13 protein-coding genes are annotated in these 13,780 nt (G+C 63.8%); 3 read left to right on the top strand and 10 right to left on the bottom strand.

The window, feature by feature from the left end; all coding sequences use genetic code 11:
* Positions 1-170 precede the first annotated feature (170 nt).
* From HWX76_RS07750 to HWX76_RS07715, 8 genes are all read right to left on the bottom strand, one after another.
* Positions 171-2,996: a TonB-dependent receptor gene (locus tag HWX76_RS07750; protein WP_176015652.1), complete on the bottom strand. Its 2,826-nt coding sequence runs from the start codon at positions 2,994-2,996 to the stop codon at positions 171-173.
* A gap of 353 nt (positions 2,997-3,349) precedes the next feature.
* Complete coding sequence (locus tag HWX76_RS07745) at positions 3,350-3,925, bottom strand: cupin domain-containing protein (RefSeq protein ID WP_050015443.1); 576 nt, start codon at positions 3,923-3,925, stop codon at positions 3,350-3,352.
* Positions 3,926-4,230: 305 nt separating this feature from the next.
* Complete coding sequence (locus HWX76_RS07740) at positions 4,231-5,421, bottom strand: tetratricopeptide repeat protein (protein ID WP_176015651.1); 1,191 nt, start codon at positions 5,419-5,421, stop codon at positions 4,231-4,233.
* 16 nt (positions 5,422-5,437) lie between these two features.
* A complete protein-coding gene (locus HWX76_RS07735) occupies positions 5,438-5,869 on the bottom strand; it encodes a biopolymer transporter ExbD (protein ID WP_050015447.1) in 432 nt (143 codons plus the stop codon).
* An 81-nt stretch (positions 5,870-5,950) separates the two neighbouring features.
* The gene (locus HWX76_RS07730; protein WP_069620776.1) at positions 5,951-6,373 is read right to left on the bottom strand and encodes a biopolymer transporter ExbD; all 423 of its coding nucleotides are present in this window, start codon (positions 6,371-6,373) and stop codon (positions 5,951-5,953) included.
* 20 nt (positions 6,374-6,393) lie between these two features.
* Entirely contained in the window at positions 6,394-7,299 is a 906-nt protein-coding gene (locus tag HWX76_RS07725; protein ID WP_050015451.1) for a MotA/TolQ/ExbB proton channel family protein, read from the bottom strand.
* Positions 7,300-7,385: 86 nt separating this feature from the next.
* The gene (locus tag HWX76_RS07720) at positions 7,386-8,087 is read right to left on the bottom strand and encodes an energy transducer TonB (protein ID WP_050015453.1); all 702 of its coding nucleotides are present in this window, start codon (positions 8,085-8,087) and stop codon (positions 7,386-7,388) included.
* 931 nt (positions 8,088-9,018) lie between these two features.
* Complete coding sequence (locus HWX76_RS07715; RefSeq protein WP_050015455.1) at positions 9,019-9,507, bottom strand: YbaK/EbsC family protein; 489 nt, start codon at positions 9,505-9,507, stop codon at positions 9,019-9,021.
* A 457-nt stretch (positions 9,508-9,964) separates the two neighbouring features.
* On the opposite strand from HWX76_RS07715, the gene HWX76_RS07710 reads away from it, so the two are divergent.
* Positions 9,965-10,258 (top strand): YciI-like protein, encoded by a 294-nt coding sequence (locus tag HWX76_RS07710; RefSeq protein WP_050015457.1) that lies wholly within the window; start codon positions 9,965-9,967, stop codon positions 10,256-10,258.
* A 40-nt stretch (positions 10,259-10,298) separates the two neighbouring features.
* On the opposite strand, the gene corA is transcribed toward HWX76_RS07710, so the two are convergent.
* On the bottom strand, positions 10,299-11,276 hold the full coding sequence (corA, locus tag HWX76_RS07705; protein ID WP_050015565.1) for a magnesium/cobalt transporter CorA: 978 nt from the start codon (positions 11,274-11,276) through the stop codon (positions 10,299-10,301).
* Between the two features lie 200 nt (positions 11,277-11,476).
* Here corA and cydX point away from each other — a divergent pair, with 200 nt between their 5' ends.
* Entirely contained in the window at positions 11,477-11,623 is a 147-nt protein-coding gene (cydX, locus tag HWX76_RS07700) for a cytochrome bd-I oxidase subunit CydX (RefSeq protein WP_063772904.1), read from the top strand.
* Positions 11,620-12,237 (top strand): ATP-binding protein, encoded by a 618-nt coding sequence (locus HWX76_RS07695; RefSeq protein ID WP_050015459.1) that lies wholly within the window; start codon positions 11,620-11,622, stop codon positions 12,235-12,237. Before cydX ends, HWX76_RS07695 begins: the two co-directional genes overlap by 4 nt.
* Before the next feature lie 121 nt (positions 12,238-12,358).
* Here HWX76_RS07695 and HWX76_RS07690 read toward each other — a convergent pair whose 3' ends face one another.
* Entirely contained in the window at positions 12,359-13,459 is a 1,101-nt protein-coding gene (locus HWX76_RS07690) for a saccharopine dehydrogenase C-terminal domain-containing protein (protein ID WP_034181371.1), read from the bottom strand.
* Positions 13,460-13,780 lie beyond the last annotated feature (321 nt).

Genomic DNA, 13,780 nt, shown 5'->3' with positions numbered 1-13,780 from the left:
CCACCTGCATCCCACTGGTTGTTCGTGCTGAAAACGATCCTGCGAACTGCATCGCCGCACGTCCCGGTTGCAGGCCGTCGTGGCGCCAGGCGAAAAAGGGCCGCTCCAAAAAATGGGGAGGTGGACGTGGAGCGGCCGGTCTAAAGCCTATCGGTGCATCGCAATCGCCATCAGAACTTGTAGGTCGCGCCAACCTGCGCGAATCGACCGACATACGTGTACAGCGACGTGTCGTAGCCCGTCTGGTAGCTCGCGTTCATATAAACCGGGTCGAACGGCGGCGCACGATTGAAGATGTTGTCGATGCCCGCATAGATCGTCCAATGCTTGAAGCCGGTGTAGCTGACCATCAGATTGAACTGGCTGTACGAAGCCACGCTGTCCTGCATGTTCGGATATTGGCCCGGCGACAGGATGGCCTGGCTGTACGGTCCCGTGAACATCCACGTCAACGTCGCGTTCCATTGGTTGTGGTAGTTCCAGTTCAGACTCGTGTTGCCCTTCCAGCGCGGGAAGCTGCCGCCGAACGGCTCGTTCAGCGAACCGTTGTTGCCCGCGAAGTCGGTCGTCTCGCCGCCCACCGGCATCTTGAAGTGCCACACGTAGGCCCAGTCACCCGACAGCGTGAACGTACCGATCTTGGTCGACACCGACTGGCGGAAGGTGGTCTCGAAGCCGTCCGTATCGAGCGACGAGAGGTTCATATACGGCAGCAGCACATACGCGATCGAGCCGTTCGGGTTACGGATCACCTTCGACGGATCGTTCTGGTCGACCACCGTCTGGATGTCTTCCGTGCCAATCACGTTGTCGATGTGGATCTTGTACCAGTCGAAGCCGAAATCGGTATTGCGGGTGGGCGACAGCTGGAAGCCGATGTTGTAGTTCTTGGTCCGCTCCGGCTGCAGCTTGCTGTTACCGGTCTGCACTTCCTCGACGAGGTTGTATGCGTTCGGGTTGTTAGGATCGTTCGCGTCGACCGCGCCCTGCGCGCCGTAGGTCCTCGACGAGGTGTTTTCGATCAGCGTCGGTGCGCGGAAGCCACGGTTGTACGAACCGTACATCGTCAGCTCGCGGATCGGCTGGAAGCGCAACGCGAAGCGCGGCGAGAACGCGCCACCGAAGTCGCTGTAGTGGTCGTAGCGCCCCGACTGGCTGAACGTCAGGTTCTTCAGGATAGGAATGTCGATCTGGTAGTAGACCGCCGCGACGTTGCGCTCCCCGTTGACCGACTGCAGCGACGGCTGGATGAGCGTGCCATTCGCGTAGTCCGCGCCCGTACCGATGTACTGGCTCTGGTGCGTGAATTGCGTACCGAGACCCAGGCCGACGTTACCCGTGGGCAACGTGAACAGGTTCGGCGTCGACAGCGTCGCGTCGACAGCATCGAGCTTCGTGATGGCCTGTGTCGACGTGCTTCCGTACAGTCCGTTCAACCCGTTCGGTGTCGACGATGGATTGGCGAAGTCGAACACGCCGTTCTGGACGATATTTTCCAGTGCGGCCGCGTTGATCAGGTTCGAATAGTTGTTCGACACCGTGTCCTGCGAATGCGTGTAGGACGCCGTCCAGTCCCAATCCCCCACGCGTGGCGTGCTGAACGAGCCTTTCACGCCCGTCGCGGCACGCCAGAAGTTGGAACTCGTATGCACGGCCTGCGCGGCCGGGAATGCGTAGACCAGTTTGGCCGGCACGCCAAACGGGTTATACGGGTTGCTGCCCGGCACAAGGTTCGAAATCGGCGCGAGACCGCCCGTTGCCGGATCATAGGTCTGCGTGCTGTTGCCGAGGCGGCCGACGAAGTTGTTCGTGACCGTCGTATTGTTGCTTTCCCAGAGATCGGCGAACGCCTGCATCGCGTCGTTGATCTTGAAGTCGGCGTGCACCTTCGCGCTCAGGCGTTCAGTCCACGGCGACAGCGACGATGCGTACGCGGTGTTGTTTGCGCAGACCGTGCCGGGACCGTTGACCTGCGCGACGGAGGTGCCCGGCACGGCCTGGCCTCCGTTCGGACACGGGCTCAGCGGCACCTTCGCGCCGGTGGTCGGATTGCGCCAGTAGGAGACGCTCTGGTTCGACAAGCCGCCCGGGAAATTGGAGAAGTTCTGGTTCTGCGTCGTGTCGCGATCGGCGATCGAGATGCCGTTCGACTTGTAGTAGCTGGCCGCCGCCGTCACGTTGAAGCGGTCGGCGTTCAGGTCACCGAAGCCGCCGAGGATGCTGAACTTCGTCGTGCCCTGGCCGCCTTCACCGTTCGTCGCGCCACCGTAGCTGCCCCCCAATTCAAGACCCTGAAAGTTTTTCTTCGTGATGATGTTGACCACGCCCGCGATTGCGTCGGAACCATACTGAGACACCGCGCCTGTCTTGACAATTTCGATACGGTCGATGATGTTGAGCGGCAGCGTGTTCAGGTCGAAGAATTGATCGCTGCCGTTCACTGCGAACGCATACGGCGACACCCGCATGCCGTCGATCAGCACCAGCGTGTATTTCTCGCTGAGGCCGCGCAGCGCGATACCTGCGCCGCCCGGCGCGAAGCTGTTCGTCGAGCCCTCGCTCCAGCTGCTTGCCGAGTTGGCCGAGGTGCTGCGCAGGTAGTCAGCGACGCTGGTCTGGCCGCTGTTCTCGATGTCCTTGCTCGTGACGGTCTGAACCTGGTTGAAGCCGACCTTGTCGGCCTGCCGGATCAGCGAACCGGTCACTTCGAACCGCTTGATCTGCGCTACCTTGCCCTGTCCGTTCGCGCCGGACGTGGCAGGCGTCGCCTCGGCTGCCGCACCGGACGCCGAGGCGCCCGTGGCAGCGACAGCGCTCGTCGCACCGTCCGCCTGTGCAACGGTCATCGGTGCGCCGTTCGCGACCGCATCCGCGATCGATGCGGCGCCCGGCGCCGGCTGGCTCTGGGCGAACGCCGGCGGCACCAGCGCGGCCGTCAGCGCCAGTTCCGCCCAGACTATCCTCTTGATGGCCAACGCCAAAACTCTCTGCTTCATCTTGTTCCCTCTCGCTCGTAGTAAGACCCCGCCTGCTGCGTGCCGGAACCTTGTGAATTCCTTGCGCGTCCTGGGTGCCCGTCTAACGGAACCCGCGATAGCCACTCTTCCGACTGCCGTGACTCGAACGGATCGGCCTCAGGGCACCCGTGCCACTCGGCATCACCATCTCGTTATATTTCGATTCGTGATACTTACTACATGTCCTGAGCGCGCTTCCTGCCACTTCCGATTCGAGGGATGGCGAGCCCAGCCCCGCCGTCGACGAAAATGCTCGCGCGCCATACTGCGTGCTGCCTTCCATCGATCGGGTACTTCTCCTGCATCGCGGCGTGCAGCACCTGCCGCCTCCGCTAGAACAGCCGTGGCGTACCGACCCAGACGATCACCGCCTCTTCGTCGGCCGTGTTGTGCCACGCATGCGGCAGCGTCGACTCGTAGTGCGCGGTGTCGCCCGCGCTCAACACGAACGTGCAATCCTCCAGCGTGAGCACGACCCTTCCGCGCATCACGTAGAGAAACTCCTCCCCGGCATGCGTCGTCACTTCAGACGGCGACTGCCCCGCCGGTATCCTGACGAGAATCGCGTCGAGCTTGCGACCGTCCACGAGATTCGTCAGCCGCGCAAAGGAGCTCGCCGAGTTCGCGAACTGGAAATACTGCAATGCGTCGCCGCGGCACACCGAGCGCGCCTCGGTCGGCGTGTCGATGAAGTACTGCATCGTCACACCGAGCGCCTTAGCGATTCGGACCAGCGACGTGATCGACGGCGTCGCGCGTCCGCGCTCGACCTGCGACAGGAATGGCTTCGAGATCCCTGCCGTCGTGGCCGCTTCGTCGAGCGTGAGTTTCAGCCGCTGCCGAAGCGCGCGGATCTTGTTGCCGAGCGAAACCGCAACGAGCACCGATTCATCGGGAGGCAAGACCATGGAAGAACGGAACCTCTCAATCGAAATCGGTTTGATGTCGGCAGGCCTTTCCCGGTGCCATGAGACTGCCGCCGCGGCGCGAAACTCCGGTCCCCTTCGCCGCCGGGCGCACGTCGCACGTGCCGCGAAACGGGATTCCCGCTTCGTGGCCGTGCGATTCACGCTCATTTCATTCGGTTTACTAATTAACAAGACTGCCCCTTTTCTTCACCTAGACAGACTTCCCCGCCTTCAGGTCGCCGCGGTACCACGTGTATGCGGCACGGCGCCCATCCCGCATCGCGCGCCTGCTTCCCCCTCCGTCGTTACCGCGACGCGACGGCCGTCCAGAGCTTCGCCAGATCCCCTGATCCGTCGTTACCCTTCACCGTGCGCAGTACCTGAACCGCGTGCGCCTTCTCGCCCGCCACGTAGTACGCCTCGCCAAGCCGCAGCCGCGCCGCATCGGGATGCTCGAGCCCGCCCTTCGCGATCGCCTGCTCCATCATCGACAGCCCCTGCGCCGCGTGGCCCGCGAACACCAGATTCATGCCGACGTCGATCGGGGCCACCGGATTGGCAGCGTCCGCGCCCGACTGCGCGCGCCTGGCGGCCAGCGCCTGCAGCCGTTTCTCGCGGTCCGCCTGCGCATCCTTGCCCAGCACGCCGGATGCGAAACCCTGGTCGATCACCTGCCGGCCTTCGGCCGGCGTGCCCGCCACCAGCGCGAGCTGCGTCATCTCCATATAGGCGTCGGCCGTCGTCAGCGAGCCCGTCGCCCTGCGCAGCCGGTAGATGTCGAGGTCGAGCGACGACAGGTAACCGGGGCTGCCGCGAATCGCCGAGACCATTTCCTCCCAGTACGCGGGGCTCGGATGATAAGCCACCAGTATGGCGAGCGCGCTGCGATACGCGCCGGCATCCTTGCTCTTTTGCGCGCAGGTCGCGAGCATCTGCAACTGCCCTTCGTCGGGCGCGCGGCCGGCCTTCACCTGTGCGTCCGCGCTTGCCTTCAACTGGCTCACGACCTGGCCGCAATCGTTCGACAGGTAATACGATTGCGTGAGCAGCGTATGCATTTCCGGATCCGTGCCGCCCGCCTTCAGGTAGCGCTGCGCGATTCGGATCGCCTGCGGATAGTTCTTCTGCTGGAAGTAGATCCCCGCGAGCGCCGCCGTCGTCCGCTGCTCGTCCTCGCCCGACAGGCGCCCCGAATTCAGCACGGTTTCGTACGCCTGCGCGGCCACGCCCGTATCGCCGGCCGCCATCGCCGCTGCGCCGCGCGTCGCTTCAACCATATAGGTTTCATACGGCGTGCGGTTGGGCACGGCGGCCGCCTGCGCGATCTTGCCGAGCGCGTCGCGATACTTGTGCGCGCGATACAGGTCCTGTGCCGCCGCCAACGGCTTCGCCACATCGGGCCGCAACGCGTCGGCCGCCCACGCCGGCCGGCCAAGCAAGCAGGCCGCACCGAGCGCCGTCAGCGCCATCATCCGTTTCCATCGTCGCTGGTTCATCGGTCGACCTGTCCCGTCATTGCATGAACTGCTCGTTTCCGATCAGGCCGATCTTCGTCGCGCCCACGCGCTGCGCGGACGCCAGTACGGCCGCCACGTCCTTGTACGGCGCCAGCTTGTTCGGCCGCAGATGGATCTCCGCCTGCACGGGCTCGTGCGCGACCTGCGTCAGCTTCGCCTCGAGTACCGCTCGGTCCGGCACCGGCGCACCGTTCCACGTCGTCGTGCCGTCGAAGTCGATGTCGATCTGCACGACTTCCGGCTGTGTGGCGGGCGGCGGCGGATTGCCCACCGGCAGGTCCATCTTCACCGAATGCATCTGGATCGGGATCGTGATGATCAGCATGATCAGCAGCACCAGCATCACGTCGATCAGCGGCGTGGTGTTGATGTCGACCATCACGTCCGGCTCGCTGCCGCCCCCGCCCGAAGGCACGTTCATTCCCATCGTCTGCTCCTGTCGATGCCTGCTCCGATCCGCTGCGTCGCCGTCGATCGGCAGCGGTGCGTATGCCGTTTCCAGGCAACGTTAGCCACCACGCGCCGGCGGTTCCGTAATGAACGACACCTTCGCGATACCCGCGCGCTCGCACATCGTGATGACCCGGCCGATGAACTCGTAGCGCGTGTTCTGGTCGCCGCGCACGTGCACGCTCGGCTGCGGCTGCTGCTGCGACACCCCCTTCAGCTTCGCGAGCAACGCCGACGCGTCCACCCGTTGCTCGCCCCAGAAGAAATCGCCGTCGCGGTTCACCGCGATCTCGACGCTCTTCGGCGTGGTCTGCAGCGGCTGCACGACCTCTTTCGGCAACTGCAGCTGGATCGTGTGCGTGACGACCGGAATCGTGATCAGGAAGATGATCAGCAACACCAGCATCACGTCGACGAGCGGCGTCGTGTTGATGTTCGCGATCACCTCGTCGCTTTCGTCCTGCCCGACGTTCATGCCCATCGCGCGCCTCCGTCAGCCGGTCAGTTCACGAGCGACGCGGCGGCCGACGGCACGCGAGCGGGACGCTTGCTGCCGGCCAGCAGCACGGTATGCAGCTGGGCGCCGAAGTTGCGCACCCGCTCCATCACCGACTTGTTGCGCCGGACCAGGAAGTTGTAGCCGAGTACGGCAGGCACCGCGACCGCGAGGCCGATCGCCGTCATGATGAGCGCCTCGCCCACCGGGCCGGCGACCTTGTCGATCGACGCCTGCCCCGCGATGCCGATCGCCGTCAGCGCGTGATAGATCCCCCAGACCGTGCCGAACAGCCCGACGAACGGCGCGGTCGAGCCGACCGTCGCGAGGAACGCGAGCCCGTCCTGCATGCGGTTCGACACGTTCGTGATCGAGCGTTCGACGGACACGTCGATCCACGTGTTGCGGTCCACTGCTTCGAGCAGCGCCTCGTCGTGATGCTCGCCCGCCTCGATCGCCGTTTCGGCGATGAAGCGGAACGGCGACGCCTCGTCGAGCAGCTTCGCGCCCTCGGCCAGCGACGGTGCGCTCCAGAGCTGCGCGTCGGCGAGTTTCGCGCGGCGGTTAGCCCGCAACTGCTCGACGAACTTCGTGATCATGATGTACCAGCTCCCCATCGACATGATCACGAGCAGGATCAGCACGAAGCGCGCGACGAAGTCGCCGTTCCTCCAGAGCGCGCCGAGCCCGTACGGATTCTCGACCGCTTCGGTCGCGGCCGGCGCCGGCGGCGGGGCCGACTCGGCGGCGGCGGGCGCCTGCGTCGACGCCGCGGCCTGTGTCGACGCGTCGGATGTCGCCGTGGCTCCGCTCGCTTGCGCGTAAGCGAGTTGCGGCGCAACGAGCCCGTCGATCGCAGCGACGGACATCAACAGGCTTGCCGCCAGCGCGGCCAGAGAACGTTTCGTCATACCCCACTCCAATTCTTTCGTTGAACTTACGATTTGAGTTCAAGCCGGTTTTCCCCGGTCCGGCTCCCGCCGGACCGCCCACTGCATCAATTCAGATTGAACGAGAACGGCACCTGGACCCGCACCGCCTGGCCTTGCGCCACGCATTTGAAGCGCTTCACGGTGTTGTAGGCCGCACGATCGAGCACCGGGTCGGCCGACTGGGCCACGCGTTCGTTCGTGATGTTCCCTTCCGCATCCACGACGAACTCGATCGTCACGTCGCCCGTGATGTTGTTTTCCTGCGCTTCCTTCGGGTACTGCATCGACGCGCGAATCGAGTCCGAATTCGGGCAGACGACCCCGACTTCGTGACTGACCGGCTTGGCCGGCGCGGGCGGTGCGATGACCGGCGCCTGCACGGCCGGCGCGGACGGCGCCGGGGCCGACTGGTGCGTGATCGTTGCCTGCTGCGGGGGCGCCTGCACCGGCACTTCGGGCGGCGGCACGAACGGCGGCGGCGGCGGCGCGAACTTCGGCGGCGGAAGCTTGACGACCGGCATCGGCGGGGGCGGCGGCGGCTTCACCGGCTCGATGATGCGGGTTTCGATCGGATGCTGGATCACCTGCACGACCTTGGTCGCGAGGCCGTTGAGCAATGCGTAGATCAGCACTGCATGCAACAGGAGGACGACTGCGATGCCGCCGAAACGGCGCACCGGATTCTGCTGCTTCTTGCCGAATTCCCGCGGACGGCCCAGCGTGGCCAGTCCGCTGTTCGAAGCAACCAGATGCTCTTCGACTTTCATGCCCACTATCCTTCCCCCAAGCGAATCGCCCAGTTTCGCGATGATGGCCGGCGCCGGAACCGGATCGGTTCCGTCTCCGCCTCAACCCGAAATTTCATTCTTAATTCAATTGGTAATCCGAATTGAAAGCATCGAATCCGGATCCTGATTTGTGCAATTTCAAGGAATCGTTTCAACCGCAACGGGATAGCCGCCCTATCCGGCGTCTACCCCGAACCAGCGCATTCAGGCAATTGTCAGCTGCGTCGACATAGTCACACTTTTCGCATGACGACTGGATCGTCGTTACACGCCGATGTCAGCCAAGCCGTTCGTCTTGGGTGCAGAAGATAGCAAGGAAAAAATTTGGGCGTCAAACTTTATTTGATAGCCGAATACAAAGTTTGGAGGCATTGCTCGAATAACGAGTTAGTAAACTTCATGAATCATTTTTCATTTATTTAGTAATTGATTTGTATGGTATCGCACTCATTTAGTGACTTGAGCATAAATAATCACCAGTTTAGTGCGGCGCACCGAATTGGCCCGCTCGGTGCGCGTGTTGCCGGATGTGTTTCGTGGGCGCGCCCGGCGACGGCAGCCGATGAACCACTGCCGCGCATGCATACCGTGCGAGGCCACAGCTCACGCATGCCGGGAACGGGCTTGCATCCGCGCGAACAGGCTCTAGCCGATTCCACGGCGGCTCGGCGATGCTCGGATGGCGCTCGCATCGACCATATATCAAGGATTCCAAATCAAAATCAATAGATCTCTCTGCTCGTCCGGTTTCCATTAAATGATTCGCACAACCAATCTAATTTTCGACTCAGGACTCCGCCGTATCAGCATGAATTCATTCCCCGCCCTCAGCGCGCACCGGCATCTCCCCCTCACCGAACCGGTGGAAAATGCCCGCGCGCATCCTTCCTCGACGAACGCCCGGCATCGCTCAGGACAGCATCATCCCCTGCATCCGGTGCGAGAAATGCGCGCGCTCGGCCGTCTCCATCAGCATCAGGAATTCGTCCTGCGTCATGTGAATCAGCGCCTCATGATCGCCGGCCTCGAAATAGACTTCCGGCTGCTGCGCGAGGTGCTCCTCGAGGAACGTTTTCATCCCGTACGCCATGCACACCGGCGGCAGCGCGCCCATGTCGCAATCCTTGAACAGCTCGCGCAATTCGACCTCGCGAGCGAGCACGAGATGGCGTCCCGTCTTCACCCAGAGATCCGACAGACGCACGGCGTGCGTCGTCGGCAGCACGGCGGCGACGTAACCCTCGGCGTCCTCGAGGAGCACGGTTTTCGCGAGGCGATCGCCGGGAATATGCGCGGCGGCGGCCGTCTCCATGCTCGTATGGCTATAGGGGTGGTACACGACTTCGTACCGCGATGACTTCTGGCGCAGGCAATCCTGCAGGGTGGCTGAGACCGGCATGGCGCACCTCGTCTGGGCGAATCGGGTCAATCGGGCGAACGGCGTTCGCTCTTGATTCGTTCAGCATAGGTCGCATTTCGGCCCAATGGAAACGCTCGTGTGCGACGCCAGTCCACCCGGCCCGGCAGCCGCCGCCCTCGGCTTCCGTCCGGGCCGCCCGCCCTCGCCGGCATGTGAAATCGGGCCCCGGAATACGTTTCGCAGCCCCTCACTTCCGCAGACAGATTTTGGGCAGTGCGCACGTAGATGCGGTCGCGCCCGGCAATTAGCCGATGTACAGACACTAGACCGTTAGTTGCATTCGAGGAAGAACACCAGGATACCTGCGGGCACGCATTGTTCCGAAGCGTGCACCCCAAGGCACGCCAGCCAACCCCGTCGCCAACGGCTTTCCCGGTGCCCTATACTGAGCCGGCCGCCCACCCTCCCGCGGCGGAAACCGACTCCTGGAGCGATCATGCATTACCAGTTGATCTACGAACTCGTCGACGATTACCTGTCGCGGCGCGACGCGTTCCGTGCGGAGCATCTCGCGCTCGCGCAGGCCGCGACCGAGCGCGGCGAACTCGTGCTCGCCGGCGCGCTGGCGGAGCCGGCCGATCAGGCCGTGCTCGTGTTCGAAGGCGATTCGCCGGAAGCGGCCGAATCGTTCGCGCGCGCCGATCCGTACGTGCAGAACGGCCTCGTGAAGTCGTGGCGCGTGCGGCCGTGGCGCGTCGTGGTCGGCAAGCACGCGCCGCGTCCCGCGTGAAATCGGGCCTGCGCAAGCCCGTTATTAGCGTGAACAGGCCCTACAGCCACCCTGCCCGCTTGAAGCGCCACCACAGCGCGAGATCGGCGATGGCCATCACCGCGATGCAGCCGTAGAACCCGTATTTCAGGTGCAGCTCGGGCATGTTCGCGAAGTTCATCCCGTAGATGCCGGCGATCATCGTCGGTATCGCGAACAGCGCGGCGAACGAGCCGAGCCGCTTGGTCACCTCGTTCTCCGCGAGCGAAATCATCCCGAGGTTGACCTGGATCGCGGTGACGACCATCTCGCGGCGCCCTTCGATCGTCTTCACGATCCGCTGCAGATGGTCGTACACATCGCGGAAATAGGCCGCCATCCCGCTGCAGACCTGCGGCACGCGCCCGCCGGTGAGCTTCGCGAGCGGCTCCATCAGCGGCGCCGTGTGCTGGTACAGCAGCACGAGCCGGCGCTTCAGCGAATAGAGATCCTCGATGATCGCGCGCGACGACGCAGGCGTCGCCTTCGCGAAGATGCGATCCTCGAGTTCCTCGAGTTCGGCTCCGAGCGTTTCGAGGATCGGGAAATACCGGTCGACGACCTGGTCCATCAACGCGTAGAACACAAACGCCGACCCCTCCCGCAGCAGATGCGGCTCCCGCTCGCAGCGCTTGCGCACGTCGCGGAAATCGTGCTCGGTATGGTTGCGGATCGACAGCACGTAATTCGGACCGACGAACACGTTCAGTTCGCCGACCTTGAATTCGCCGTCATCCTCGAGTTCGACGGTATGCAGCACCGCGAACAGCGAATCGCCGTATTCCTCGATCTTTGGCCGCTGATGTCCCTTGCGGGCGTCCTCGAGCGCCAGCTCGTGCAACCCGAATTCCTCGCCCATCAGGTCGATTTCCTCGGGCGTCGGATCCTTCAGCGCGACCCATACGAAGCATTCGGGCTTCGACACGTAATCGCTGATGGCGTCGATGTCGATGTCGGCCAGCTTGCGGCCGTCCTGGTAAGCAGCGCAGTTGATCAGCATGTTGTCCACGATGTTGCGGTTTGCGCATCAGTTTACCGGTTTGCTGCACGGACGGCCCGGCTTGCGCGGTACGCCGATATTGGTCATGATCGTGCTGCGTGCGCCGCAGCACGCGCGTCGGGGCACGTCGACAGGCCCGCCGGGCCTGCGTTGCGCAATGCACAACGACCGTGCGACCCCACCGTCAAGGAGACAGACCTATGTGGTATTTCTCGTGGATACTCGGCATCGGCGTGGCGCTCGGCTTCGGCATCATCAACGCGATGTGGCTGGAAGCGGAAGTGTTCTCGCGCGGCGACAAGCGCAGCGACACGTCGCGCCAGGAGGCGGGGAGCCGGTATTCGTGACGCATCTCGTGTTCTTCTGCGGTCACGCCGGCACCGGCAAGACCACGCTCGCGAAGCGGCTCATCGGGCCGCTGATGCGCGCGACCGGCGAGGCGTTCTGCCTGCTCGACAAGGACACGCTGTACGGCCGCTACAGCGCGGCCGCGATGGGCGCGCTCACGGACGATCCGAACGACCGCGACAGCCCGCTCTACCTGAAACATCTTCGCGATCCCGAATACCAGGGCCTGCTCGACACGGCCCGTGAAAATCTCGCGCTCGGCATCGGCGCGCTGGTCGTCGGCCCGCTGTCGCGCGAAGTGCGCGACCGGCGCATCCTCGATCGCGCATGGCTCGGCATCGCGCCCGACGTCACGCTGACGGTCGTCTGGGTCCACACGTCGGAAGACGTCGCGCACCAGCGGATCGTCGCGCGCGCCAATCCGAACGATGCGTACAAGCTCGCGCATTGGGACGAATACCGGCAGCGCCGCTTCGTGCCGACCGGCCGCGAATGCGACGGCATCGTGATGTTCGACAACACCGCGCCGTCCGACGCAGACATCGACGCGCTGCTGCACCGCATCGTGCCGCCGCCGCAACCGGCGACGATCGTCCCGCCGCTGCCGGCCTGAGCGCGCCGCCCGGCGCCGTTCCCGCTTCTCCCAAAAAACAACGCCGGAAGCGCTGCTGCGCTCCCGGCGTCGTACGGCCCTCGTGCCGGAGATGGGCTGGCGAATCGTCTGATAACGACGGTCAGGCGACCGCGTGCACGCGCTCCATCGTGCCGCCTTCGTACAGTTTGCCGAAGCGGTTCGACAGGAACGCCTTCAACGACACCTTTTCCTGCGGGATGAAACCGCTCTGCGGCAGCTTCTTTTCGCGGAACAGATCGAGCACCGCGCACATCGCGCCGGCCGTCGTGATCTGGATCGCGCTCATGTGCATCCCGCACACGTCCTTCGCGAAGATCTTGCGCGTGAACACGTCCTGCACCAGCTGGCCGTCCTTCACGCCCGTCACCGTGACGAACACGAGCACGACGTCCTGCTTCGTCGACGGCACCGCGCGGCGCATGATCGACTTCAGCGTGTCGCGATCGGTCGACAGGCGCAGGTCTTCCAGCAGGAACTGCACGAGTTCGCGGTGGCCCGGGTAGCGCACCGACTTGTAGTCGAGCGTCTCGACCTTGCCCGACAGCGTCTCGCACAGCGTGCCGAGGCCGCCCGACGTGTTGAACGCTTCGTATTCGGTGCCGTCGAGCGAGAAGTGCTCGAGGCCTTCGAGCGGCTGCACCCACTGCTTGCGGCCGTCGCGGATCGCTTCGCACGGCTGGCAGTATTCGTTGATCAGGCCGTCGACGCTCCACGTCAGGTTGTACTTCAGCGCGTTGGTCGGATATTCGGGCAGCGCGCCGACGCGCATCTTCACGTCGCGCACTTCGCTGAAGCCGTTCACGAGCTCGTGCGCGGCGATGCCGATGAAGCCTGGCGCGAGGCCGCATTGCGGCATGAACGCGCGGTCGGAGCCGTCGGCCAGTTCGCGGATCGCATGGGTGGCGCGCACGTCTTCGGTCAGGTCGAAGTAATGAACGCCCGCGGCCTTCGCAGCGGCGGCCACGTTGACAGCGAGGTAGTAAGGCAGCGCGTTGACGAGCGCATCGAAGCCCTTCACCGCTTCGCGAATCGCATTCGCGTCGGCCGAGTCGACCCGTTGCGTCGCGATGCCTTCGCGCGACAGCTTCGCGAGCGCATCCGCGTCGCGGTCGAACGCGACGACTTCGTAGTCGCCCGTTTCGCGCAGCATGTGAGCAATGGTGTGGCCGATCAGACCTGCGCCGACGATGGCGATTTTCATGCGCTTATCTCCTGATGATGGGTTGGTGTTGTGGACGGCGTTGAGCCATGGACACAGTGTAGGGACGCTCAAAATCAGTTCCAAGACGAAGAATGATGCGAAACGACCTGTAGTTTCGACGTTATGACGATACATTTCGTCTAAACGACCAATTCATCTAAAAATCGCGTAGAGGCACTGCCGCAAACCGGCCGTTGGCGGTTGCGCATTGCGAGGACGAAAACGAGGACACACCGCGTGACATCGGACGCACGCACTGACCGTGCGTCAAGATGCAACACGCCGGTCAAAGCGGAATACGAAAGGAGATTCGGGAGAGAT

Origin of the sequence: Burkholderia sp. BCC0398 (assembly GCF_902833245.1) — a bacterium.
Classification (GTDB): Bacteria; Pseudomonadota; Gammaproteobacteria; order Burkholderiales; family Burkholderiaceae; genus Burkholderia; species Burkholderia sola.
Note: the sequence above shows the minus strand (reverse complement) of the source record. Positions and strands in the feature narration are given on the sequence as shown.